This window comes from Rhizobium zaerense (assembly GCF_051810725.1).
Taxonomy (GTDB): Bacteria; Pseudomonadota; Alphaproteobacteria; order Rhizobiales; family Rhizobiaceae; genus Rhizobium; species Rhizobium leguminosarum_I.
Map to the genome: position 1 here is coordinate 3,287,464 of NZ_CM132690.1, position 23,254 is coordinate 3,310,717.

The window sequence follows — 23,254 nt, forward strand, 5'->3', positions numbered from 1 at the left end:
AGATGATGTTTGTGAAGGCTTTCCAGCGGCGCTGATAAAAAACGGGCGCCGATGGCGCCCGTCGCTGAATGTCATCGACAAGAACGATGTCAGAAAACGAATTCGCGCGCCTTGGCGAAGCCCGGCAACGGCTTGACCGAGGCATTGAAGAAGACGTTTTCCGAAATGGCGCCGCGCTCGGCGACGAAGACCTTGGCGCGGGCGGCATTGCCGTAACCTTCGACGGTGACCAGACGGCCACCATCGCGCAATTGCCCGAGAAGGGCGGCCGGAACCTCTTCGACTGCGCCGTTGATGAAGATCAGATCATAGGGAGCGCCGGCAGCGTAGCCCTGTTCGAGCGGCCCGGTCACGACCTCGACTTTGGCGTAGCCAGCCAGTTGCGCCTTCGCTTCAGTGGCTAGGGTCTCGTCACATTCAAGCGCGATGACGGAGCCGGCAATGATCGATAGCAGCGCCGATGTGTAACCGGTGCCGCAACCGACTTCGAGCACGAAATCATCCTTGGTGATCGCGGCCAGCTGCAGCAGCTTGGCGAGCGGCGACGCTTCCATCAGGAAGCGGGCCGGCTTTCCCGGTGCGGCGGCGGAGATCTCGATATCGTTGTCGATATAAGCCAGCAGTTTCGCCTTCTCCGGCACAAAAGCCTCACGCGGCACCGTGAGAAACGCCGTCAGCACGGAATGCGAGGTAACGTCCGTCGTGCGAACCTGGGTATCGACCATCTTTGCGCGCGCTGCTTCGAAATCCATCATGTCCTCTCGCTCTTAAAAAGCGGTTCCTGTCCCTCGTCTCTTAATCTCCGCCACGGATGCTTTCAAGGCTTGGCAGCCGCCGGCGAAAAGAATCCGGCCGGCGCCTCATCCGCGCCACAGAGGGCAGGATGGACGCTGCAACCCCAGCGTGGAACCTTCCGCCCCTTCATGTTATGATCTGCATCGGAGGAAATAGGAGGAGCAGGCCATGTCTGCGATTTTCGAATATTTCACGCTGTTCGATTTCTTCATCGTCGCAGCGCTCGTCGGCATATTCTGCTGCGGGTTGCTAGACGGCGAAACGACCTGGAGACGATAGGGCACCGAAGCGAGCTCGGATATCTCCTGCGTGGCGCCTGCGGCAATCTCATGCCGGCGGGCGCAGGCCTGATATGCGTCTGTTTCATTTGCAATCCAGCACCAACAGCCGCATGCGCATTAACGTTACGTCAACCATTTTGTTGCGCCGCCCTCGCCTTCCGCTATGGGTGTGCGCATGCAAACCTTCCTAATCCAATCGCGCTACATAGAAGCGCTTCACTACAACGCCGATGCCCGCCTGCTGCTGATCAAATACAGCAGCGGCGACATTCGCAGCTTCACTTGCGTTTCGCCGCAGGGCATGCGGCGGCTGCTTGGCGCCGGCCCCGAAATCGATGACTGGCCTGAATTGAGCGATCTGGAATATCAGGCTGAAATTCGCAAGGGCGGCCTGAAGGCGCTCTACCGCCTCACGGGAATTAATCCGTCACAGTTCGATTTTTCGCCGAGCCAGCGGGTTTGGTAGCTTAGCAAACAGCGATGCTGCACCGCTGAGCCAGTAGCGTTTCACATAGATTCTGTCATGTGGAGATGTTTGAGGTCCAGAAATTCGCAAGCGGGCGGCGTCAAATGGTTAGCGAGTTTTCGGCCACACCTTAGCTGAAATATTTCCCTTGAGAAATCAAAGGCGGCTGCCACACCCTGCCACACCTCAGAGGAATGCAAAACTCGCCAAGATGCCGTCTGAAAGCAGCACGGTCCCCCGCCGGTGCATATCTCCTAAACCCTGTTGAATAACCGCGCACTTGGTAACCACGTCACAAAAGTCCAGAAATAGTGCTTGTGCAAATTACTCGCGTGGGCTGAAGCTAATTACTTGGGTGGGGAGAATCAATGAACATAATTAATCACGCAGGCATGTCCTCTGCGGCTGCCATAGCGTCACTGGACGAAGATGTTATTCAGCTTCTGTATATGACAGCGAAGGAAGTCGATCTCTGCTGTCTCATGACTGATGGGGAATGGGAAGATTACGACAAAACGGTTGTAAATCGTGCATGTGATCTTGGCCTCGTCACCATTCATAGTCCTGGTGGCGGATGGAGTTACGTCACCGGCTGGCGGCTCACAAAGCTCGGCAAAGAAACAATAGGAATCCCGGTCAAGCTTGGCATCCTATCGCGCCTTCTCGCACTCTTCACCCGCCTCAAACTCTATTCGACCTCATAAAACGCCGCATTGTCCTGCCACGTCGACCACACTCGAGGTCTTGCGCGATAGCAAGAAGGAAACGCCCTTCGCAGCCGGCGAACGCCTGACGGTGCCGCGCAATTGTTCGACACCAGGAAGGACGGCAAGGCAATCGCTCCGAACATCGCCCGCCTCGTCGAGCCCTTCGCCGTCCATACAGACGGCCACGCGACCGCGACGCCCGAGGAGCTGGCCGAAGTGCATCGAAACCATGGGATGCGCTCCAAGTCCCTCCTGTGTGTCGCTATCATGATGTTCCGAGTGTCAGATGTCTCGCAGCTCGGCCCGCAGCATCGCCGCAGGGACATGTTCAAGCTTCGCCTATTCAAGAACTGCAACCGCAATCCACACGACATCGAGATTGCCCTCCACCCCATCATCGAGGCTGTGCTCGCCATGCACAAGGTGACGGACCTCACCTACATCGCTACCGATTTCGGCAGGCCGTTCTCCATCAAAAGTCTCGGAAACAGAATCTCGGATTGGTTCTGTCGGGCCGGCCTCGGCCACCTCACCGCCCATTCAGTCCGCAAGGGACTGGCGGCCGACGTTGCCCACAACCGACAGCATGCTCGAGGCGACGTTCGCCTGGCGCGATGGAAAGACCTCAAAATTTATACGAAAAATGCCGATCACGCCCGCCTGGCCGGCAGACGGTCGCACGAATCAACTGGGACGGCGTCGGTACGAAACTGCTGGCGCTGACCGACGAAAGCGACGTGGCGAACGGATAAACCGGGAACACACTGCCACACCTGGCTTTTGGTGTGGCGGAACGGTTCAAGTTCGAACTACCACACCTCGGAAATTACCAAGGTTTTGCAAATGCTTATCGATGCGGTGAAAAGATGTTGGAGGCCTCGCCCGGAATTGAACCGGGGTACAAGGATTTGCAGTCCTCTGCGTCACCACTCCGCCACGAGGCCTCACGCGCTCGTTATCTGAGCCGTGGCGAGCGTTTAGAATGATCGTAAGGAAATCGCAAGAGGGCATTTCGGAAAAACGCCATTCCGCTGCTGCCGAAACGACCATTTTGTCATCCCGAAACAGCACGCGCGCGGGCTGGAATTTCCACGGCCATGACGATGCCCCATTTCCTGCCAATAATGGCATTTGAAACAAATTCTTGACTTGACTTCGATCCTCCTCCGGGACTCAATTATTTTCGGGAGGGTATAGGAGCTTGCGATGGATTGGGCTGCCCTCAAATCGAAGCACGTACATGCGGCATACGATGCCGAAACCCGGGATCTCTATGTAAAGTTCCCCGGTTCTCCGCCTTTGAAGCATGCGGATATTCCGTTGCACGTCTACCATAACCTGCTGGAAACCGATGATCCGCACTTCTATTACAAATATTATGTAGCACCGTGTCGCGTATCACCGGGCCGTCGACAACCGGTCTCCGTGGCGTCCTATGCAGTCAAGCTCGTCCTCCTCCTTGCCGCCTGCAGCTTGTTGCTGGCGACAGGTCTTGATCCGGACCATGGCGGGACTTTCGAGGAAAGCGAACTCAGATCGAACTAGATGTGCATAGGCTGCACGCCCAGCTCAATCACAGGGCTCGCGACACCGCGGCTAGTTCCCGCGCTGAAATTGTCACTTCTGTTCTGAGAACGATAGCGGCGGTCGTTCCGCTCGCGGTCGTTCCTCCCATCACGCTCGTTCCGACCGTTAAAATTGCGATAGTTGCGAGGTCCGTTGTAGCTGCCGCCTTGACCTTGGTCGACCACGCAGCCTTCGGGACGGCGACAGATACCACGAGCGTCAAAGCCGCGGCTGTCTACTTGGGCCTCGGCGGAAATGCCTGAGAGGACAGCTGCCGACAGGACGAAAACAAAAAATGCCTTCATTTCCTCACCTGGATCATTGTGGCGCGTTTTCGCATTTTACGTTCCATAAACCACGAATGCGAAAGGCGATCCACTGTTCCACAAGACCCGTTCTGGGGTGGCCGTCAGTCAGCGGGTCTCCGGCGTCTGTGCCACCAGACCGCCAGACGCCGTCGCAGCCGGCGCGCGAACGGCAGATCGTGTGAGAGCACGAGGAAACCGAGCGGCAGCATCCAGAAGCCCAGGATGGGCAGGAAACCCAGTAATCCGCAGAAAATGAGGGCCACGCCGAGCGCCATCCGCGCGATGCGCGAGCGCGGCATGCCGATGCTGAAGGAGCCGAGCACAAGCTTGCCGCTTGCATGATCGATGCCGAAGCGCCCTGCCCGCGCCTTGCGCTTTTCGCCGCTGTTTGTCTCACCACGATCATTCACGTTTGTCATTCCCCTGAGATGGGCGCAGGCAACTCAAATACAAGTTCATTTCATTTTTTTGAAAAAACCGCTTGGCAAATCGGGAAAGCATTTGTATTAGCCCACTCACACCGCGCCAAGCAGTGATCCCTGGTAGCTCAGCGGTAGAGCATTCGACTGTTAATCGACAGGTCGCCGGTTCGAATCCGGCCCGGGGAGCCATTTTCAAGTAAGCGCCTGTTGTCGTTGATAAATCCGAAAGCAGGCGCTTTCTTTCCTATTCCCTCCTGCTTTGCGACACGATGAAAACCGGCCGGCTGGTGAGACCAACTGCGCGCTGGTGATGGCTTCGGTGGTCACGGCTGACAACGCGCTTTTTACTGCGAGCAGGTAACCGCTGGCCAAAAAACTGCCGGCGGTGTACAGCAAATGCCATGGCGCTAGATCCCGAAAAAGCATTCTTAGATTACAGTATGGCGGACTGCAGCGTGCAGTTCTGGACCGCCAATGCACCGGCGGTGCAATTCACCTCTTTGGAAGCCGCCGTCAGGTTCGCAAAAGACCATGGCGGCAGGTGGCAAGAGATCGAGATAACAGTCCATCTGCCGCGCGAGGACATCGCCTTCGCCACCGGAAAAGTGCATCAACTTATTGACGCTTTGCCCGGTGACCTCCGGAAAAAGCGGTAGCGAAGTGAATTGGCAGTCAAACCAACCAACCGGCTCGCTGCTGGTGTTGGCAACGGGAGGACGAGTGGGATCGGGGTCGCCGGTGCCGGCCAGATCGCGGCGGAAGGGGAAGGTTGACCGCACCAGTGAGCTGAGACATTCCTGACCGCTGCAGCACGTCGCATCAAGCGTTGCCGTGACCGGGGTGACCGACGCGGTGTGATTTGCGGCGGTGTTTGTTAGACCTCAACCTCGATGACCATCATCAGGCCGCCGCCCCCTTCGGTTTCGGTATTATTGTTGGTCGTGTGGTGCCCGATGTGGCAGTGAATGAGCCATTTGCCGGGATTGAGCGCCTTCCAAATAACGTCGTAGCGCTGTCCTGGGCCGACATTGACGGTGTCCGCCTGAAAGCGCGCTGTTGGCGAGAGATTGATGCCGTCACGGGCAACGACGGTAAATGGTCCACCATGAATGTGCATGGGATGGATGAAGCCATTGTTCGACCCGACAAAGCGCACCTTCAGGGTTTCGCCGACCTTCATTTTGATGGTGTCTGTCTCGGGATAGGCACGGCCGTTGATGGTAAAGTAGTTGGGCTGCCCGCCATCCATCGGCATGGCTGGATAGGTGAGGCCCTCGCGCTTCAGCCACTCCTGCAAGAGAATGACATACTCGTGGTCTGCGATCGTGGTCGGATCGGCTTGCGCCGGATCGATCATCAACGCGCCATAGAGGCCCAGAGCCTGCTGCCGGTCAACGTGGTCGTGCGAGTGATAGAAATATGAACCCGACTGCCCCGCAGTAAATTCGTACACGTAGGTCTCGCCCGGATTGATCGGCGGCTGGGTAATTTCTGCCGGTCCGTCCATCTCGTTGGGAAGGACCAAACCGTGCCAATGCACTGACGTGCTTTCGGGCAGGCTGTTTTTCACCTTGATGCGGACGCGATCACCTTCACGGATCTGAAGCCGCGGACCGGGTAGCTGACCATTGAAAGTGTAGGCGTCGACCGTGATTCCTGGCAGAATCGTCCAGCGAACGACCTTGGTCTCCATGTCGAAGACCTTGACGCCGCCCTCAATGCGAGGTTCGAGCACACGGTCGCCGCGCGTGTCGAGGCCATAGGTAGCGGTGATATAGCGTGGATGGATCGCCGCCATATCCAGCATCGCCTCGGCCGGAGTGTCGCGATCCATGATCATGCCCGGCGGCATGATGGCGCCCTCGACATCGCGCGCGCTCAACGTCATATTGACCCAGTTGGCAGGGGCGACCATGCCGAACAGCAACAACATCAGTGAGATGCCACCAACGGCAGCGAGCTGTGGCACAGGCGTATCCGGGGCCATGTCGTGGCCGGAACCGTGGCCATCATGATGGAGCGCGCTCCCGCGACGCGGCGACCGCGGAGCTTCCATCACGGCGTGTCGATGGTTTTCCTTGTGCTCATGCGCTGGTGGCGAGGGCTCCGAACGGCTTTCGTGCGCACGCTCGGCATGGTCAGTGTCTCCGCGGTCGGTCATCAAACCGTGCTTGAGACCATGGGCGACCATCCAGACATTGGACGGATAGGCGAGCGCGAACCCGACCATGACGCCCAACGACATGACGCCCCAGAATAGCAGTTCGGTCGGTTCCATGGCGCGCATATCGCGGCCCATCATCAGGAAGCTCATGACAGGCGCCATGCCGGCCATCATGAAATTCATGGAGATGAACTCAGGCAGGAAGGACTTGCGAACGTTCTCTTGGTAGGTGCCGCCCATCATGTTCTTCATGAAGAGGGACTGGAAGATGAAGAGGCCGACCACGAACCCGGCGATGTACTCGACGATCAGGTCGAGCCACATTGGCAGACCCAGTAGCGCGACGATCACCGCGGCGATGATGATACCGGTAGCATCTCCCGCCACACAGTGGATCGTGGAGCCGATGCCCTGCTTCCATAGCGGTTTGACGAACTCTTCGTGCGTGCCCGGCCGCGGCTCCTTGTCGGCGAGCACATAGATCAGCAACCCGAAGGGACCGAGGTAGAGCGTGACGAGGATGAAGCCCCACTTCATCACCACCGGTTCGGGATTGTTGGTGTACTGGTCCCAAGCAACGTACAAGGTGGACGTAAGGGCAAGTGCAAACCAAACAAGCAGAAAGTAATCAATTGGCTGAATGAGCATCGTTCCGCCTCTGACAACATTGGCACCTGATTTGGAGCGGTCGCCGCCCCCGGCAAGGGCGACGCCGTCAAGGAGGCGATCAGCCGCCCCTACGTGTTCTAATTAAAGCACCAATATGCCCGCTTAATCCCGTTTTCACTGGAACTCTCGCAGCCGGCCGCTGTTTTGCATTAGGCAACGAAACGGAGGAAAATCATGACTTCCAAACATCCCAAGTCATCTCGCCCTACCGACGCAGATCTCGAGCGAGATCCGGGTATCGGACAATCGAAGGGGCTGCATCGTGACACGGGCGCCGACGATATTGCCGGGGAGAACACCGAAGAAGGCGATGTGGCCAACGACACCAACAGATTTGGCGGCATAAACCCTAAACAGCGCGGCCGCACAAACAAGTAAGCATGCTCGATAAAAGCGACCTGACGGCGCGCTTGTATTGCAGCCGGCCGGCCGGCGAAATAGTCCGCCACGGTGCCGGTTGGCGCTCCAGGAACCTAGCGCTGAAGCGGCCAGCCACCGCCTGTTGTACTGACAAAGGGACGCCCGCCTTTAGACGCCTGGCTCTAATAGCTGCATGAACGGCCGTCGCCTGGCCGAAATCCATCCGCACAGGCCGGGTTCATTGAATCGCCCGGCTGATATCCTGATGCCGAGCCATATGAATTCGGTGGTGTCGAGCAGGCCGAGGTCATGGCGGCAAGGCTGATTGCCGCGGCTGCTACAAATGTCTGAAGTCTGTTCATCGATGCTTCTCCAGTTTACGAAGCGATGAGAGCCTCTCCCCTTTTGGAATACTGGGAGAAATTTTCCCAGAACTCATCTCCTTCCAGATCATCTGGATGATATAGGCGCACTCCCCGATTGGCGTTAGCTCCGAACGCGCAAGATTCTCTTGCGACCTCCATAAACTCTGCAACGTCAACCAAGGGCTCTCGAGATTGTTTCCGTTCGAAAGCTGCGGAAACCTCAGCGTCGACCTCTCTTGACTCGTCAGTCCATCGGAACATAATAGGAACATCGGCGTAATGGCCGCCAATCTGAAAACTTGCGGTGGAAACTCTGAAGGAGATCGAGATCGTGCGTCCGCAGATAGCTGAAAAGCTGGCAGAAGAAGCGCTGAAAGTTGAAGTCGATGCAGTTGTCGCCTTTCATGATGGTGACGTCCGTGCCGCCATCACGACATTGCTGCTGGACTGCCATCACCTGCGACTTCAGCTTGCCTTCGCGGAAAGAGGGATGGGTTGCGACATCACACGTGGACGGACACAGACCGTTGAACGGGCATGAAACATCGCCGCAGTATTGAACTCGCATCTCCTGGTCGCCATGCCGTCGAAATCGAAAAAGAAACGCTGGCGACCTTGCCGCAGTGGTACGTCCTCCATGCCCGTTGCCGCATATGCCATCACGAAACATCCATCGACCGGTGGGAGATTGCTCGCCGTTGCGGCCGTGACATATCTCTCGCCGAGGTTGCCAAGCGCCTCAAATGTCAAGGATGCGGCAACCGATCCGACAATCTGTTGTTACTTTATAAGCTGCCGCGTGATTGAAGAGATTGCGCGGCAGATCATGTCGGGTTTCGGCTGAACCCGCGCGAGAGAAGCCGGCCGGGAACAAACGCCGTGGATAAAAGTTGAGTGGCATCAACCACGTAACGTCAGTTCCTGACAGGAGGTCTCTCATGGGTCGCGGTATTCTTCTTTGGCTGCTTGGTGTTCCACTGCCGATCATCATCCTTCTTGCTCTGTTTATGCGATAGGAACAGATCATGTCGGTTTCAATGACAGGTTCCGGAGAGATTGCTACTCCGGTCGAATCGTCCAAATCCGCCATCACATGGGGGCCTATCTTCGCAGGCGCCGCGGCTGCCATCGGGGTGACGCTCATTCTTCTGTTGCTTGGATCCGGGGTTGGGTTGACGATGGTGTCGCCCTGGTCGGGGCAAAGCAGTTCGCTCGGCACGGTGGGGGTGACGGCAGCGATCTGGCTCGTTGTCGTGCAATGGCTCTCCTCCGGGCTCGGAGGCTACATCACCGGTCGGCTGCGCACGAAGTGGGCGGCCGTCCACACCGATGAGGTGTTCTTCCGCGATACGGCGCATGGCTTCATCAGCTGGGCGCTGGCGACGATCTTCGTCGCCGGATTTCTGGCGTCGTCGCTGACTTCGCTTGCCGGCGCAGGCGCACAAGCCGTAGGCTCCGCCGCACAAGCTGTGGGTTCGACCGCCACTGCAGCCGGCACGGCAGCCGCATCGTCGACAGCATCGCCGATGGATTTGCCCACTGCCTATTTTACCGACGCGTTGCTGCGTCCTGATCAGACTCGCGCAGCGGCACCGTCGAATGACGCCGCGGCAACGGCGGAAGTATCCCGCATCCTCCTGAACGGCGCCGCTGAAGGCCAAATTCCTGATGATGACAAGGCCTATCTCGCCACCATCGTCTCTGCGCGGACCGGTCTTTCCGAAGCCGATGCGCGTACCCGCGTCGACACCGTGCTGAAGCGGATCGACGACGCCAAGGTCGCCGCCCAGAACGCCGCCGATAAGGCACGCAAGGCGGCCTCCACCACGGCATTGCTCGGCGCGTTGTCGCTTCTGGTCGGGGCTTTCATCGCCTCTGCCGCCGCAGCGTTCGGCGGGTCGCAGCGCGATGAAGAGGAGGATCTCCTCGTCACACCTCGGATTTAAGAATCGACGGAAACCGGGCGCGGGGTCGAAGGGCAACGCGTCCCCTTTTAACCGGCGCCATCGCGGCTCTCCGCCGCCAGCCTCTTTCCCAATTGGCGATTTATTTTGCATCGAGCGGAACATGCGGCCGTGGTGATGCTTCGGTGAGGTCAAAATCTCACCGGAGTACGGCGGACCGCACTCCTCCCCTCAGCCGAGGGAACCGGCGACTTGCTAAAGGAGGCAACGGCCCGCGATTTCGTGGCGGATGCCTTCGTGCACTGCAAGTTCATCGGCTATGTGGAATCAGCACAGACGCTGATGCAGAAGGCCGGAATCGCCAATTCACCCGATGAGGCGTGATTGCGCTAGGAGCGACGAAGGACGTTACAGCTTTTATCAAGGCGCTTGGCAAACTGCGTGTCTGGGGCCGGGAGCCATCGGTCAAATTGAATTGACCGTTTTCCTCGTCACTCGGTGAGAGAGTGGTTTGCCGTAGGTTTGAGCCTACGTCATGGAACTTGCCCGGAGCCGGTTCGTCGCGGGAGCCGGCGCACCATGCCCACGCGCTTGGAAGTGCAGCCACCCCAGAATATTGTGCACTGCAGCAACCATTCGCTCACTGACGCGTTTATGTAAGCATCACCGCCGTCCCGGCTGCTGATTGGCGGAGAATTTTCATGAGATCCATGTCAGACACGCTTGCACGCCTTGCTGCGCTGCGAGGAATGCTTCGCACCCGCCCCACGCAGGACAACACCGACCTCGTCTCCCTGGAAACGTTCGGTTCTAATCCCGGGGCTTTGGGAGGCTATACGTATCTGCCGTCACAGCGCGGGAAGAACATGGCCCTGGTCGTCGTCCTGCATGGCTGCACCCAGACTGCCGCCGGCTATGATATCGGGTCCGGCTGGTCGCGATTGGCCGAGGACTACGGCTTCGCACTGCTGTTTCCCGAGCAACGGCGGGCAAACAATCCAAACCTCTGCTTCAATTGGTTTAACCCGGAGGACATAAGCCGGGATCACGGCGAGGTCTTTTCCATTCGTCAGATGATTGCGAAGGTGGTTGCGGAACACAGCATCGACGGCAGGCGCGTGTTCGTGACCGGACTTTCGGCTGGCGGTGCGATGGCCGCCGCCATGCTCGCCACCTATCCCGAGGTCTTTGCCGGCGGCGCAATCATCGCAGGCCTGCCATATGCCAGTGCCGCAACCATTCCCGAGGCGTTCGACCGAATGCGCGGCCAGGGCGGTCCGACCAGCAAAGAGCTTCAACAGCGGTTGAGAAATGCTTCAGAGCACAACGGACCGTGGCCGACATTATCGATCTGGCAGGGAAGCGCAGACAGAACCGTCGTGCCGTCCAACGCAAATACGATGGTCGAGCAATGGACACATGTCCACGGCGTCGACGCATTCCCGGGGCGTGTCGAAGAGATCGGACAGCATCAGCGAAAGGTCTGGACCGACGCTGACGGCGTCGAGGTGATCGAGCTCTATACGATTGCCGGGATGGGTCATGGCACGCCGCTTGATGTCGGCACCGGCTATGGGGCAAGCGGTCCCTTCATGCTTGACGTCGGAATTTCCTCGACCGTCGAAATTGCCAGGTCCTGGGGTCTCGTCCCCTCGTTTGAAAAACGGCGCAACGCGAAAGTCTCTGCTGCTCAACCGGAAAGCGCGGCAGATCCATACGGCACAGGTAGCGATCGTGGCGGCATCCAAAAAATCATTGAAGACGCCCTTCGGTCCGCCGGACTGCTGCGATAGTCGCAAGGCATATGACGGCCGTCAGAACCCGCGAGATCGCCGCTATCGGTTTTGAGACTTGGGCAATGGTCCGTTTTGATGGCTGAAGACGAGTTCGCTCTGGACGTCTTGCTGAAACTGCAGCACCCGCTGACCGACATCGCTCTCCGGCATACCTGCCGCCAAAAGCTGATCGGCAATCCTGCGGCATTCGGCCTTCCAGAATTCTATCGCATCTGCGCCATGCCGCCGGCCGAGTTCGCGAGCGCAACGCTCGACATTGGCAGTTCCGGTTCCAGCGGGGAAGGCAATAATCCTGCCTTCATTGTCGCCGGCAGGCCGGCGGGTCATTTCAGTAGCCATCGAACACAGGTTCCTTTGATCCTGTTCGTTGTCTACGGGACTATGGTTAATGCTTTCTATTTGCTGCAGTAAGAAGATCGATCAGGTGGAATTTTAGCGGGCAGCAACGTCACCAGACGATCGGATGGGTTTTGCCGTTGAGCACGTTCACGAACCCCTCCGGCGCCAGTTCCGACGGCGCGACTAGGACCCAACGCCAGGGCGAGCAGGTCAGCGTTGCAAATGACAGGCGTTCGGGAAAGCCCGGCCACCATCGAGGCGAAAAGGTCGGCTCGTACATCCAGTCGATCCCGGCGCCGGCTGTATAAAGAGCCTGCATCTCCGCATCGAGCACTTCGGCCGGACGCGCCGTCATCAGGCCGCCAACCTCGTAGCGGACGCGGGCGAGAATCTTGCCGGCGGATACCAGCACCCAGCCGCCCTGCTGCTCGTTCAGGGCATTGACTGATATCGCCATCGCCTCGTCGGATGAGCCGACCGTCCAGATATTGTGCTTGTCGTGCCCCAGCGTAGAGGCGAGTGCCGTCTCCGGCGTGCGCGGTCCGGTGCCCAGCCAGAACATCCTGGAGACCTTCGCCTCTCCGGAAAACCGGTCGACAATTGCGAATTTGGTGACATTACGCGCGGGATCCCGCTGCACGGCGCCCTCTTCCACCGGCAATTCCATGGTGATGAAATCGTCGTGCCAGTGAAACGGCCGCAAAAGTGCAGCGTTGACCGTGGCCCGGTTCGGTGGCGCCTCGATGCGGAAATCGTCAGCCGTGATCGTCCTGTCTATTTTCACGGTCCGCGTCGCCCATTGCGGCCAGTCGATTTCAGGGCGCACGTCAATGAATGTCGCACCCTCGGAAACGGGACGCCCGTCGGCCCACACTTTATCGATCGAGAGGCTGGCGATGTCGCTGAGAAGAACGAAATCGGCGAAGCGGCCCGGCGCGATCGATCCGACCCAAGGTGTCAGCCGCATATGGCGCGCCGGATTGAGGGTGACGCACTGGATGGCGATCTCCGGCGCAAGGCCGTTTTCAATGGCGAGGCGGACATTGTGGTCGGTCGCACCGATTTTCAGTGTGTCCGAGGCGCTGCGGTCATCGGTGACCAGGGCGATCTGCGACCAATCCGTCAGCCCCTTGTCGATCAGTCCGCGGATGACCTCCGGCAGGGAATGCGGCCGGAGCTCGATGAAAAGACCGTGGAGCAGCTTCTGCCAGATCTCATCGAGAAACCAGCCTTCATGATCCGAAGCGAGACCCGCTGCGGCAAAGGCGTTGATCGAGGCCATGTCGCGCAGTCCCGCACCGTGGCCTTCGACGACGCCGCGCTGCTCGAAGGTCGCGCCGATCATGCCCCATAGGCGATCGTAGGAAGGATTGCCGGGATCTGAAATGGACGGCCAGTCCATGACCTCGTCCAGCCCGGCGACCATCAGGCTCTCGGAAAGAAAGGCTTTCTGTTCGTCGTAGCCGAACCAGCCGCCGCCCCACTCGTAGGCGGTCGGCGGCACGGCTGAGCCAGGCAGGGGAAAGATTTTCATCGGCGATCCGCGCCGGCGCGCTTCCAGCCAGAATTCCAGATTGCGGGCGCCGTTGACGTTGGAAAATTCGTGGCTCGCCTCGCATGTCCAGGTCACGCCATGCGGCATCACCAAAGCCGCCTCCCATTCCGGCGTCAGATGGGAGCTTTCGATATGTTTGTGCGCCTCGCCGAAGCCCGGCACGGCCGCAAGATCCGGCTCGGAGAACCGCTCGTTCACCTCGCCTGCGTAACTGCCGGCGGGGCCGACATAGGCGATGCGGCGGCCCTTGATGACGATCTCCTGATCGTCGAGCCATGTCCTCGAATGGACATCGAGCAACCTGCCGACCCGCAACAGCCTGTCGGCGGGCCGGCGTCCGAGCGCCGTCAGCACGAGATCCTGGCGCGTCAGCACCTCGTCGGACGCGTTGATCAGCAGATCGTCGGGAAGGGCAGTACGCGAAGTGGCCATGAATGAAATGCCCGTGAGAAGCTGGAACCGCCGGACCGTAAAGACCACAGGCCGAAGTGTAAAGCGATGCTCCGGTCTTGGAAAATTCCTCGCACAAGAGCGTATTTGCTCAATTATTGAGCTTGCGAGCTGATCGATCAAAAAATAGTATCCCCCAAATCCTGGGGGTATCATCCCGATTGCCAACGCCGCTTTTCACAGAAGGACATTGCTCATGAAGGTCAGACGTTTTGCCCGAATCCTGTCTCTGGCGCTGCTTGCCACCGTCGGTGGCACCGCAGCGGCACATGCGCAATCGAAGACGCTGACCATCTCCTGGTGGGGCTATAATGGCGAGAAGATGAATGCGAACATCATCACGCCGTTCAAGAAGATCTGCGGCTGCGAGATCGTATTCGAAACCGGCAACAATGCCGACCGGCTCAACAAGCTGAAATTGCGCGATGGCAAGGGCGTCGATGTCATCTACCTCACAGACAGTTTCTCGCAGCTCGGCATCGAGCAGGGGCTGTTCCAGGAGATCGATGCGTCGAAGATTCCCAACCTCGCGGATATCTACGAACTGGGCAAGGCGCCTCAGGGCAAATACGGCCCGGCCTATACGATAGGGCGCGTCGGCATCGTCTATGATTCCGCCAAGGTCAACCCGCCGATCACCGCCTGGGGCGACCTGTGGCGCGACGATCTGAAAAGCTCCGTCTCCTTGCCCGGAATCACCACTACGGCCGGCCCGCTGGTCGTTCTGGAAGCCGGCAAGCATGGTGGCGCCGATGCCTATGAAGACACCGACAAGGCCTTCTCGGAAATCGAGGCACTCAAGCCCAACGTCGTCAAGAACTACAACACCGGCTCGGAGCTGGTGAACCTGATATCAACAGGCGAAGTGCGCGTTGCGCTAGCCCAGGACTTTACCCTGGCGTCGATGCAGGCGGCCGTTCCGACGATGACATGGGCCAAGCTTACGGACGGCGACATCGCCACGCTGAACACCGTGAACATCCCGAAGGGTTCGGAAAATGTCGAACTCGCCCATCAATTCATCAACTTCATCCTGTCCAAGGACGTCCAGCAGGCTGAAGCCGAACAAGGCGTCGATGCGCCGATCTCGACAAAGGTCAGCCTGACGCCGGACCAGGCGAAGATCTGGACCTATGGCCCGGATATGGTCGCCAGCCTCACCCGCATCGACTATGCCAAGATGAATGCTGCCAAGGCCGACTGGATCGACCGCTGGAACGAAGTCTTCGGTCAGTAAGGTGCGCGATATCCCGGCCTGACCTGAAGCCGGTTGACTGCCAGACATGGAAGCGCCGCACATTCAGATCCGAGATGCGGCGCTCCTGATATCAGGCAGGACATGCCACGAGTTTTGAGATGAAGCATTTTGCCAGATGGGGATTGACGATGCCGGCGACGATTGCCGTCATTTTGCTTCTCATCATTCCTGTCGCCATCACCATTGCGGCGACGTTTGCGGAACCGAAGGGTGTGTTTGCGCCCTATGTGACGTTCTTCAACAGCGGTTTTCGGCGGGCGGTTCTCTATCGCACGTTGGAAATCGCCCTGATCACGACGGCGATTTCGCTCACCGTCGGTTTCATCACCGCCTATGTGATCGCGCAGATGCCCGGTCGCGCGAAGAGCATCATGATCATCGCAGCGGTTTTTCCGCTGCTGACAGGTGTCGTCGTCCGGTCCTTCGCATGGCTGATCATTCTCGGAAAGAACGGCATTCTGAACGCCATGCTGATCTCGACCGGCATCCTCAGTGAACCGCTTTCGATGCTCTATACCGAAGGTTCGGTGATCGTTGCCATGGTCTATCTCTTCGTTCCCCTGATGATCCTGACTCTCGTCGGGGTGCTTGAAGGCATCCCGCGCGATCTGATCGATGCGGCCGCGTCGCTCGGCGCGAAACCGCTGATGACATTCTTTCAGGTAATCTTGCCGCTTGCGACACCCGGCCTCATCGTCGGCGCGGTCCTGGTCTTCACCGGCAGCTTCACCTCCTATGCGACACCGCAACTACTCGGCGGAGAAAAGCAGATGATGATGGGAACATTCCTCTACCAGCGCGCCATGGTGACCTTCGATTGGGTCGGTGCATCGACGATTGCCGCCATCATGGTTGTGCTGACGCTCGGCCTTGTCCTCATCATGAGCCGCATCGCACGCCGGCTCAATCCGATGGCGGTGTGATGGACAGGCGCGTTCACCCGATCCTCGCCGCCTTTGCGGCCTGCGTTTTCTTCTTCCTGCTCGCACCGCTCGTCATCATCATCGGTGCGGCCGTCAGCGACACGACCTATCTGACCTTCCCGCCGCAGGGCCTGACATTGCGCTGGTTCGTCAATATCTTCCAGATCGAGGCCTTCCGCACGACCGCGATCACCAGCCTGCAGGTCGCCTTTCTCGGCACCGCGCTCTCCCTGCTGATTGGTGTCCCGGCAGCCTATGCGATCAACCGCTATCGGGTGGAATTGCCGCGCTGGCTGTCCACCATTTTCGTGCTGCCGATCCTGGTGCCGGAGATCGTCTTCGGCTTCTCGCTGATGAAATCGGTCACGATCGGCCTCGGGCTGCCGATCTTCATCAGCCTGTTAGTCGGCCATGCCTTGCTGATCCTGCCCTATTCGGTGCGTGTCGTCGGCGCCAGCCTGGCGGCCTTCGATTTTTCGGTTGAGGAGGCGGCGATCAGCCTGGGTTGCCCACCGCTGAAAACCTTCCTGACCGTGGTCCTGCCGAATATCCGTGCCGGGGTCATTGCCGCCTTCATCCTCGCCTTTATCACCTCCATCAACGACGTGTCGGTTTCGGTTTTCCTGACTGGGCCGGGCATCTCGACGCTGCCGATCCAGATCCTCGCGCATATGGAACAGTTCTTCGATCCGACGATCGCGTCGGTCTCGGTGCTGCTGATGTTCGTGACAGTCGGCGTCATGGCCGTCGTCGAGGCCACGCTCGGCCTCACCTTCCTGACAAAGTAGAACGCTCTTGACCGTATCCCTCACCATCGATTCCATCTCCGCCCATTACGGCAGCACGCAAGTGCTCAAGGACCTGTCGATCTCAATCATGGCCGGGGAACTGGTCTCCTTGCTCGGCTCCAGCGGCTGCGGCAAGACGACGACATTGCGCCTCGTGGCCGGTTTTCTGCAGCCGAGCAGCGGCAGCATCAAGCTCGGTGAGCGCAACCTGACCGGCCTTCCCGCACATGCGCGCGACATCGGCCTGGTCTTTCAGAACTACGCGCTTTTTCCTCACCTGAGCGTACAGGACAATGTCGCCTTCGGCTTGAGGCAGCGTCGTATTCCTCCGCCGGAACGGACGAAAAGAACGATGGCCATGCTGGAGCGTGTCGGCCTTTCCGCCCTCGCCGACCGCCTGCCGTCGGCTCTGTCAGGCGGTCAGAAACAGCGCGTGGCTCTCGCCCGGGCCTTGGTCATCGAGCCACCGCTTCTGATGTTCGACGAGCCGCTTTCCAACCTGGATGCAAAACTCAGGATCGACATGCGCGTCGAGATCAGGCAGCTCCAGCGCGCCAATGGCACGACATCACTTTACGTCACCCACGACCAGGAGGAGGCATTCTCGATCTCCGACAGAGTGGCGATCATGAATGCCGGGCGCATCATGCAGCTCGACGCGCCGGAGGTGCTGTATCGTCAGCCGGCCAACGCCTTCGTCGCCCGTTTCGTCGGCTTCGAGAACCTGATCCGTATGAAGGTGACCGCGCGCAACGGCGCGCTTGTGACCACCGAAACGACGGGCGGAGCCAGCCTGCAGCTGTCACAGGACACATTCGGGCCGATCAAGGATGACTTCGTGCTGGCCTGCCGCGCAGACGGTCTTGCCGTCAGCCGTGACGGCGATGGCATCGCGGCCGTGCTCGGCACGCGCACCTATCTCGGCCGAGCCTATCAGTACAAATGCATGACATCAGCGGGAGAGATCACCGCCAATGGGGCGTTGTCCGATCCGATGGAAACAGGGGCGTCCGCGGTGCTGACGCCTCTAGCAGAGCAATGCTGCATTCTCGATCCGGAAGATTGAAACGCTGAGGAGAGACGATGAATAGTGCCATGGACCAAGATATCGATGCCGTTCTTGCCTATGTGGACAAAAGCCTCGATGGCAGCTTGGCGCGGCTGTTCCAGCTGATCCGCATTCCGAGCATCTCGACCGACCCGGCCTATCGCGATCACTGCCGCGCCGCTGCCGAGTGGCTGAGCCGGGATCTGGCTGCCATCGGCTTCGAACCATCGGTGCGCAAAACGACCGGCCATCCAATGGTCGTCGCCCATGAAAAGGCGGCATCCGGACCGCATCTGCTGTTTTACGGCCATTACGATGTCCAGCCGGTCGATCCGCTGGCGCTGTGGACGAGCGATCCGTTCGAGCCGCGCATGGAAGCCTTGCCGAACGGCGATACCGCGATCGTGGCGCGCGGCGCGTCCGACGACAAGGGACAGTTGATGACTTTCGTCGAAGCCTGTCGCGCCTGGAGGAGCGTCACCGGAAAACTGCCGGTGCAGGTAAGCGTGCTGTTCGAAGGCGAGGAAGAGGCCGGCAGCCCGAGCCTCGCGCCCTTTCTGGATGCCACGGCAGACGAGTTGAAGGCCGATGCGGTTTTCGTCTGCGACACGGATATGTGGGATCGCGAAACGCCTGCCGTCACGACGATGCTGCGCGGTATCTTTAGTACGGAAATCGAAGTCATCTGCGCCGATCAAGACCTGCATTCCGGCATGTTCGGCAATGCCGCGCGCAATCCGCTGCAGGTGCTGTCAGACGTTGTTTCGAGCCTGCGGCGCGCCGATGGCGGCGTCGCGGTCGAGGGTTTTTATGATGGCGTCAAAGAGCTCCCGGACGCCATCAAGGCGCTGTGGAAAAGGCTGCCCTTCGATGAGGCGGCCTTTCTCGGCGATATCGGCCTCAGAGATCCGGCCGGCGAGGCGGGTCGTTCCGTCCTCGAACAGATCTGGGCGCGGCCGAGCTGCGAGATCAACGGCATGAGCGGCGGCTATACGGGCGAAGGCTTCAAGACGGTCATTCCGGCCAAGGCGAGCGCCAAGATTTCCTTTCGCCTGGTGGAAGGACAGGATCCCCAGGCGATCCGCGATGCCTTCCAGCGGCACGTGCGTGCATGTATCCCCAGGGATTGTTCGGTCAGCTTCAGGGATTACGGGCTCTCGCCGGCAACGGTCATGCCGATCGACAGTCCGTTTCTCACCAGAACGCTTCAGGCGCTTTCGACAGAATGGCAATGCGAAGCGGCCCTTGCCGGCACCGGAGGCTCGATCCCCATCATCGGGGAATTCAAACGCCGGCTCGGATGCGATGCCCTGCTGGTCGGCTTCGCCCGCTTTGACAACCGCGTCCATAGCCCGAACGAAAAATACGATCTCTCCAGCTTTCATAAAGGCATACGATCCTGGGTCCGCATCCTGGCGGCCCTCGCCGACTGACGCGAGTGTACCGCGCCGGGCAGCTTTTCGGGAGCCGCAAAGGGCGCTGTAACACTTTGAATTGCTGCATTATGCAGTAGGCTATGGTGCAGCAAGCGCCCCACATTACCATCGATACCGAGGCAGCAGAGACCACCGATGACAATAAGCGCTCCCCGCGATTTCCTGAAAGGCCTGTTTGACGCGGCGGTTCGCGCCGCCGATCCGCTGACCGGCATCAAGGCGCATCTGCCTGAAAGGCCGAAGGGAAGGACCGTGGTGATCGGCGCCGGCAAGGGCGCGGCGCAGATGGCGCGGGCACTCGAAAGCGTCTGGGACGGACCGCTCGAAGGTGTGGTGGTCACCCGTTACGGCTATGGCTGCGAGACACGCTGCATCGAGATCCTCGAGGCAGCGCATCCGGTGCCGGATGCGGCTGGCCTTGCCGCCGCAAAGCGGCTGATGGAGACGGTGAACGGGCTGACGGAAGACGACCTGGTGATCGCGCTGATCTGCGGTGGCGGCTCGGCGCTGCTGCCCGCCCCACCGGACGGGCTGACCCTTGAAGACGAGATCGCGCTCAACGAAATGCTGCTTGCCTCGGGCGCGCCGATTTCGGCGATGAATGTCGTGCGCAAACATCTCTCCACTATCAAGGGCGGCAGACTTGCGGCAGCGACCGAAGCGAGAGTCGTCAGTCTGATCGTCTCCGATATTCCCGGCGACAACCCGGCCCATGTCGCCTCCGGGCCGACAGTCCCTGACGGTTCGACACGACACGATACGCTCGAGATCATCAGGCAATACGGATTACAGCTGCCGCAGGCAGCACTCGACCATCTGAACTCGCCGAAGGCCGATGCACCGCGGCCGGATGATCCGGTCTTCTTGCGCCACGCGCATCACATCATCGCCTCCGCCGGCGTTTCGCTGGCGGCGGCCGCTGCCCTGGCGACGTCGCAGGGGATCGAGCCGGCGATCCTTTCCGATGCGATCGAGGGAGAATCGCGCGACGTGGCGCTGGTGCATGCGGCCATCGCCCGCGAAGTGTCGGGCCGGAACAGGCCGTTTCCGAAGCCGGTCGTCATCCTTTCCGGCGGAGAGACGACGGTGACGCTGAGAACCAAGGGTGGCAAGGGCGGACGCAACGGCGAATTCGCGCTCGCCATGGCGCTTGCGATCGACGGACAGGAGGGCATTCATGTCCTCGCTGCCGATACCGACGGGATCGACGGCTCGGAGGATAATGCCGGCGCCTTTGCCGATGGCGGCACGGTGAGGCGCTTGCGCGCCGCCGGGCTCGATCCGCGCCGGCTGCTCGACGGCAATGACAGTTATTCGGGCTTTGCGGCCACCAGCGATCTCTTCGAAACCGGCCCGACTGGAACCAATGTCAATGATTTCAGGGCTATCCTGATCCGTTAGAGCAATTTCAGGAAAAGTGCGAAGCGGTTTTCCGTCCGGAATTGCGTAAAACAAAAGCAGCCGCCCGCTACGCGCGGTGGTGGCGGATCAGGTCTCGATCCGCCCCTGCCCGACCAGCCAACCCACGGATTCCTGCACCGCCTGCAGGGAGGTGTATCTCGGAGTGTAACCGAGCAGGCGTTTGGCTTTGGCGATCGAGCAATTCGGGCTGCGGGCAATATGTTCCCAGGTCGCCTTTGCATCCTCAGCCGTCTGACTTTCGGCCCAGGCGTCGAATGGGGCGAAGCTGAGCTTCGGCTCGTGCCCGAACCAGCGAGACATGGATTCGGCATAACCGCGAAGGGTCAATGCCTGCTCCGAAACCGCGTGGAAACTTTCGCCGGTCGACGCATTCCAGTTGGCGATCGCATCCATGAACATCGCCGCCACGTCGTCGGCATGGACGTGATGAACGGTCTCCAAGCCGAAATGGGGCAGCGCCAGGGTCTCTCCGCGGGCAAGGGTTGAAAAGGCCTGCAGGTTGAAATTGCCGGCCGGATTGAGCGGCGCCCAACCGGGACCGACAATGTGCCCGGGATGGATGATGGTTGCCGGAAATCCGCGAAGCCTTGCCTGCTGCAGCAGATAGGTTTCGATTGCCGCCTTCTGCGTCCCATAGTCGCCGAAGGGAAATTTCGGCGTCTCCTCCAGCGTGGGTACGACCGTCGAATGGCCATGCGTCCAGATCGTGCCGGTATGCAGGAAGTGACCGACATGCCCCGACAGCGCCGTCACCAGATGCTCGGCACTTTCCAGCGTGAAGCAAATCATGTCGATGACGATGTTGGCTTCCAATGTACGCACGGCCGGGCCGAAATCACCCGTCCGCTCCATGGCTGCCCGATCCATCTGACGCTGATCGACGGCAGCCCAGGCGTGGTTTGCCGTATAAGGCTTTGCCGTGCCGCGGCTGATCGTGACGACGTCGTGACCGGCTTCCACCAGACGGGGGACGAGATAGGTCCCGACATGGCCCGTTGCCCCGATTACCAAAACCCGCATTATCGTTCCTCCCTTGGCATTTCCGTGTCGAATATGTTGCGTTCAGGTGATCCTGCAAGCAGACTTTTCGTGATCAAGAGGCTGGACCGGGGCTGCTATCGATTCTTGAAAACCAGACAGGTGCCGCCGTGTTTGCGAATCTGGTTGCAGAGGTCGTTGGCTTCCATGCGCGTCTGCCGGCCGATGCGAACAGCATAACGCGGCCGAAAACCGAAGCTGCGATCGCGCTGGCGCAGGATCAGCGGCTGCTCCGCATTCAGGGGCGCAGGCAGATCCTGCACGGCATCGAGAAACATGCGCCGGGCGACCGTGACATTTGCATTCGCCGCAAGCTGGACGCCCCAGGGCGCCCATTCACCCTCCTGCCGCCAGGGCGTATCCTTCAACGTCCGTCTCTCCGCAAGCGCCACGCAGCCATCGAGGAAGGACTTGTCCTTGTCGAGCGGGGCGGCCGCATCTTCAGGTGGGTTATCCTTCCATTCCTCGACCGTATGCGCGGTGATTGCCATCACATAGCTGCGCGTCTCGTAAGGTAATCTGCCTGACGAAAGGTAAGTGGCAAGGCCGTTTTCCCCGGCATTATAGGCGGCGGCGGCAAGGCCGAGATTGCCGAAACGATTGCGCAATTCTTCGAGATACTGCGCCGATTTCCGCAGGGCTTCCAACACCTGGTAGCTGTCTTCGAGACCGCGCAGTTTGGCCGTTCCGGGCATGAACTGCGCAATCCCCTGGGCTCCCTTGAAGCTGACTGCATCGGGGCGAAAGGTGCTTTCTCGCCAGATGAGACGGGCGAAATAATCCGCCGGCAATTGGTTGGCGCTGGCGAAATGCTCGATCGCGATGCAAAGGTCGTAGTTGAAACTGTCTTTCCGGATGCAGAGCGTCTCACCCGATCCCGCCGCCGAAGGTCCCGAATACAAGCAGGCCGGCGACCCGGCGCTCCCTTCAGGCTGGGCCTTTATTGTGTCCACGGCGGGAAACAGAAGACAGAGCGAAAGCATGGCCTTCGTCGATCTCCTCGCAATGTCGGACTGACGCTTTCGACGTATCATCGGATCTCGGCGGGTTCGAACTTCCATCGCAACGCTGGATTTTAGATACCATTGATGAAGGCGCGACGCCTCCCCCATTTCCATACCTGCACCCGAATTGGTGCCGGGGACGGCCACAGGTTTCTAATTTCGCTACCGATTTTGGAACAAACATATTCGA

General features: G+C 59.6%; 25 protein-coding genes, 2 tRNA genes and 1 pseudogene. 18 read left to right on the forward strand and 10 right to left on the reverse strand.

Features of this window, described 5'->3' with window-relative positions; translation table 11 throughout:
• Positions 1 to 89: 89 nt before the first annotated feature.
• A complete protein-coding gene (locus ACS4RR_RS15960) occupies positions 90 to 755 on the reverse strand; it encodes a protein-L-isoaspartate O-methyltransferase family protein (protein WP_170258183.1) in 666 nt (221 codons plus the stop codon).
• A gap of 484 nt (positions 756 to 1,239) precedes the next feature.
• Here ACS4RR_RS15960 and ACS4RR_RS15965 point away from each other — a divergent pair, with 484 nt between their 5' ends.
• The 3 genes from ACS4RR_RS15965 (at position 1,240) to ACS4RR_RS15975 (ending at position 2,972) form a co-directional block, all read left to right on the forward strand.
• On the forward strand, positions 1,240 to 1,542 hold the full coding sequence (locus ACS4RR_RS15965; protein ID WP_260110726.1) for a hypothetical protein: 303 nt from the start codon (positions 1,240 to 1,242) through the stop codon (positions 1,540 to 1,542).
• Positions 1,543 to 1,910: 368 nt separating this feature from the next.
• Positions 1,911 to 2,246 (forward strand): hypothetical protein, encoded by a 336-nt coding sequence (locus ACS4RR_RS15970; protein ID WP_017964039.1) that lies wholly within the window; start codon positions 1,911 to 1,913, stop codon positions 2,244 to 2,246.
• 102 nt (positions 2,247 to 2,348) lie between these two features.
• Positions 2,349 to 2,972, forward strand: coding sequence for a hypothetical protein (locus tag ACS4RR_RS15975; RefSeq protein ID WP_456189011.1), 624 nt, complete (start codon positions 2,349 to 2,351; stop codon positions 2,970 to 2,972).
• 147 nt (positions 2,973 to 3,119) lie between these two features.
• Here the strand turns inward: ACS4RR_RS15975 and ACS4RR_RS15980 are convergent.
• A tRNA-Cys gene (locus ACS4RR_RS15980) sits at positions 3,120 to 3,193 on the reverse strand.
• A 262-nt stretch (positions 3,194 to 3,455) separates the two neighbouring features.
• On the opposite strand from ACS4RR_RS15980, the gene ACS4RR_RS15985 reads away from it, so the two are divergent.
• Complete coding sequence (locus tag ACS4RR_RS15985; RefSeq protein ID WP_017964037.1) at positions 3,456 to 3,794, forward strand: KTSC domain-containing protein; 339 nt, start codon at positions 3,456 to 3,458, stop codon at positions 3,792 to 3,794.
• Here ACS4RR_RS15985 and ACS4RR_RS15990 read toward each other — a convergent pair.
• The gene (locus tag ACS4RR_RS15990; protein ID WP_162118737.1) at positions 3,791 to 4,120 is read right to left on the reverse strand and encodes a hypothetical protein; all 330 of its coding nucleotides are present in this window, start codon (positions 4,118 to 4,120) and stop codon (positions 3,791 to 3,793) included. The two genes, ACS4RR_RS15985 and ACS4RR_RS15990, sit on opposite strands and share 4 nt — an antisense overlap.
• Before the next feature lie 104 nt (positions 4,121 to 4,224).
• Positions 4,225 to 4,542 (reverse strand): hypothetical protein, encoded by a 318-nt coding sequence (locus ACS4RR_RS15995; RefSeq protein ID WP_170280550.1) that lies wholly within the window; start codon positions 4,540 to 4,542, stop codon positions 4,225 to 4,227.
• Positions 4,543 to 4,659: 117 nt separating this feature from the next.
• Here ACS4RR_RS15995 and ACS4RR_RS16000 point away from each other — a divergent pair.
• A tRNA-Asn gene (locus ACS4RR_RS16000) sits at positions 4,660 to 4,734 on the forward strand.
• 212 nt (positions 4,735 to 4,946) lie between these two features.
• Positions 4,947 to 5,201, forward strand: coding sequence for a hypothetical protein (locus ACS4RR_RS16005; protein ID WP_456189012.1), 255 nt, complete (start codon positions 4,947 to 4,949; stop codon positions 5,199 to 5,201).
• 218 nt (positions 5,202 to 5,419) lie between these two features.
• Here ACS4RR_RS16005 and ACS4RR_RS16010 read toward each other — a convergent pair whose 3' ends face one another.
• The gene (locus ACS4RR_RS16010; RefSeq protein WP_162118456.1) at positions 5,420 to 7,357 is read right to left on the reverse strand and encodes a multicopper oxidase domain-containing protein; all 1,938 of its coding nucleotides are present in this window, start codon (positions 7,355 to 7,357) and stop codon (positions 5,420 to 5,422) included.
• A gap of 195 nt (positions 7,358 to 7,552) precedes the next feature.
• Between ACS4RR_RS16010 and ACS4RR_RS16015 the strand changes: the two genes are divergently transcribed.
• Positions 7,553 to 7,756, forward strand: a complete 204-nt coding sequence (locus ACS4RR_RS16015) for a hypothetical protein (protein WP_162118455.1) — start codon at positions 7,553 to 7,555, stop codon at positions 7,754 to 7,756.
• A gap of 164 nt (positions 7,757 to 7,920) precedes the next feature.
• On the opposite strand, the gene ACS4RR_RS16020 is transcribed toward ACS4RR_RS16015, so the two are convergent.
• The gene (locus tag ACS4RR_RS16020) at positions 7,921 to 8,100 is read right to left on the reverse strand and encodes a hypothetical protein (protein WP_017964026.1); all 180 of its coding nucleotides are present in this window, start codon (positions 8,098 to 8,100) and stop codon (positions 7,921 to 7,923) included.
• 307 nt (positions 8,101 to 8,407) lie between these two features.
• Here ACS4RR_RS16020 and ACS4RR_RS16025 point away from each other — a divergent pair, with 307 nt between their 5' ends.
• The 5 genes and pseudogenes from ACS4RR_RS16025 to ACS4RR_RS16045 all read left to right on the forward strand — a co-directional run bounded on the left by ACS4RR_RS16025 (position 8,408) and on the right by ACS4RR_RS16045 (position 11,800).
• The gene (locus tag ACS4RR_RS16025) at positions 8,408 to 8,644 is read left to right on the forward strand and encodes a hypothetical protein (protein WP_260110722.1); all 237 of its coding nucleotides are present in this window, start codon (positions 8,408 to 8,410) and stop codon (positions 8,642 to 8,644) included.
• On the forward strand, positions 8,641 to 8,910 hold the full coding sequence (locus tag ACS4RR_RS16030) for a hypothetical protein (protein ID WP_170261364.1): 270 nt from the start codon (positions 8,641 to 8,643) through the stop codon (positions 8,908 to 8,910). Before ACS4RR_RS16025 ends, ACS4RR_RS16030 begins: the two co-directional genes overlap by 4 nt.
• A 218-nt stretch (positions 8,911 to 9,128) precedes the next feature.
• Positions 9,129 to 10,049 (forward strand): hypothetical protein, encoded by a 921-nt coding sequence (locus ACS4RR_RS16035; protein WP_260110720.1) that lies wholly within the window; start codon positions 9,129 to 9,131, stop codon positions 10,047 to 10,049.
• Between the two features lie 177 nt (positions 10,050 to 10,226).
• Positions 10,227 to 10,486 (forward strand): annotated as a pseudogene (locus ACS4RR_RS16040) (type 1 glutamine amidotransferase family protein); the annotation flags it as partial.
• A gap of 222 nt (positions 10,487 to 10,708) precedes the next feature.
• Complete coding sequence (locus tag ACS4RR_RS16045; protein ID WP_222383801.1) at positions 10,709 to 11,800, forward strand: extracellular catalytic domain type 1 short-chain-length polyhydroxyalkanoate depolymerase; 1,092 nt, start codon at positions 10,709 to 10,711, stop codon at positions 11,798 to 11,800.
• Positions 11,801 to 11,842: 42 nt separating this feature from the next.
• On the opposite strand, the gene ACS4RR_RS16050 is transcribed toward ACS4RR_RS16045, so the two are convergent.
• Entirely contained in the window at positions 11,843 to 12,142 is a 300-nt protein-coding gene (locus ACS4RR_RS16050) for a DUF6074 family protein (protein ID WP_017964020.1), read from the reverse strand.
• Positions 12,143 to 12,251: 109 nt separating this feature from the next.
• Positions 12,252 to 14,270 carry an adenine deaminase gene (locus ACS4RR_RS16055; RefSeq protein WP_260110719.1) on the reverse strand — a complete coding sequence of 673 codons (2,019 nt, stop codon included), beginning with the start codon at positions 14,268 to 14,270 and terminating at the stop codon, positions 12,252 to 12,254.
• Between the two features lie 73 nt (positions 14,271 to 14,343).
• On the opposite strand from ACS4RR_RS16055, the gene ACS4RR_RS16060 reads away from it, so the two are divergent.
• The 6 genes from ACS4RR_RS16060 to ACS4RR_RS16085 all read left to right on the forward strand — a co-directional run bounded on the left by ACS4RR_RS16060 (position 14,344) and on the right by ACS4RR_RS16085 (position 21,001).
• Positions 14,344 to 15,384: an ABC transporter substrate-binding protein gene (locus ACS4RR_RS16060; RefSeq protein WP_260110718.1), complete on the forward strand. Its 1,041-nt coding sequence runs from the start codon at positions 14,344 to 14,346 to the stop codon at positions 15,382 to 15,384.
• 119 nt (positions 15,385 to 15,503) lie between these two features.
• Positions 15,504 to 16,328, forward strand: a complete 825-nt coding sequence (locus ACS4RR_RS16065) for an ABC transporter permease (protein WP_456189013.1) — start codon at positions 15,504 to 15,506, stop codon at positions 16,326 to 16,328.
• Positions 16,325 to 17,116, forward strand: coding sequence for an ABC transporter permease (locus tag ACS4RR_RS16070; protein ID WP_065279702.1), 792 nt, complete (start codon positions 16,325 to 16,327; stop codon positions 17,114 to 17,116). Before ACS4RR_RS16065 ends, ACS4RR_RS16070 begins: the two co-directional genes overlap by 4 nt.
• 7 nt (positions 17,117 to 17,123) lie before the next feature.
• Entirely contained in the window at positions 17,124 to 18,182 is a 1,059-nt protein-coding gene (locus ACS4RR_RS16075) for an ABC transporter ATP-binding protein (RefSeq protein WP_456189014.1), read from the forward strand.
• 17 nt (positions 18,183 to 18,199) lie between these two features.
• Complete coding sequence (locus ACS4RR_RS16080; RefSeq protein ID WP_260110715.1) at positions 18,200 to 19,597, forward strand: dipeptidase; 1,398 nt, start codon at positions 18,200 to 18,202, stop codon at positions 19,595 to 19,597.
• Between the two features lie 138 nt (positions 19,598 to 19,735).
• Complete coding sequence (locus ACS4RR_RS16085) at positions 19,736 to 21,001, forward strand: glycerate kinase type-2 family protein (RefSeq protein ID WP_260110714.1); 1,266 nt, start codon at positions 19,736 to 19,738, stop codon at positions 20,999 to 21,001.
• Between the two features lie 87 nt (positions 21,002 to 21,088).
• On the opposite strand, the gene ACS4RR_RS16090 is transcribed toward ACS4RR_RS16085, so the two are convergent.
• Positions 21,089 to 22,042 carry an NAD-dependent epimerase/dehydratase family protein gene (locus tag ACS4RR_RS16090; RefSeq protein WP_260110713.1) on the reverse strand — a complete coding sequence of 318 codons (954 nt, stop codon included), beginning with the start codon at positions 22,040 to 22,042 and terminating at the stop codon, positions 21,089 to 21,091.
• 95 nt (positions 22,043 to 22,137) lie between these two features.
• A complete protein-coding gene (locus ACS4RR_RS16095) occupies positions 22,138 to 23,121 on the reverse strand; it encodes a lytic transglycosylase domain-containing protein (RefSeq protein ID WP_260110712.1) in 984 nt (327 codons plus the stop codon).
• Between the last annotated feature and the right edge of the window lie 133 nt (positions 23,122 to 23,254).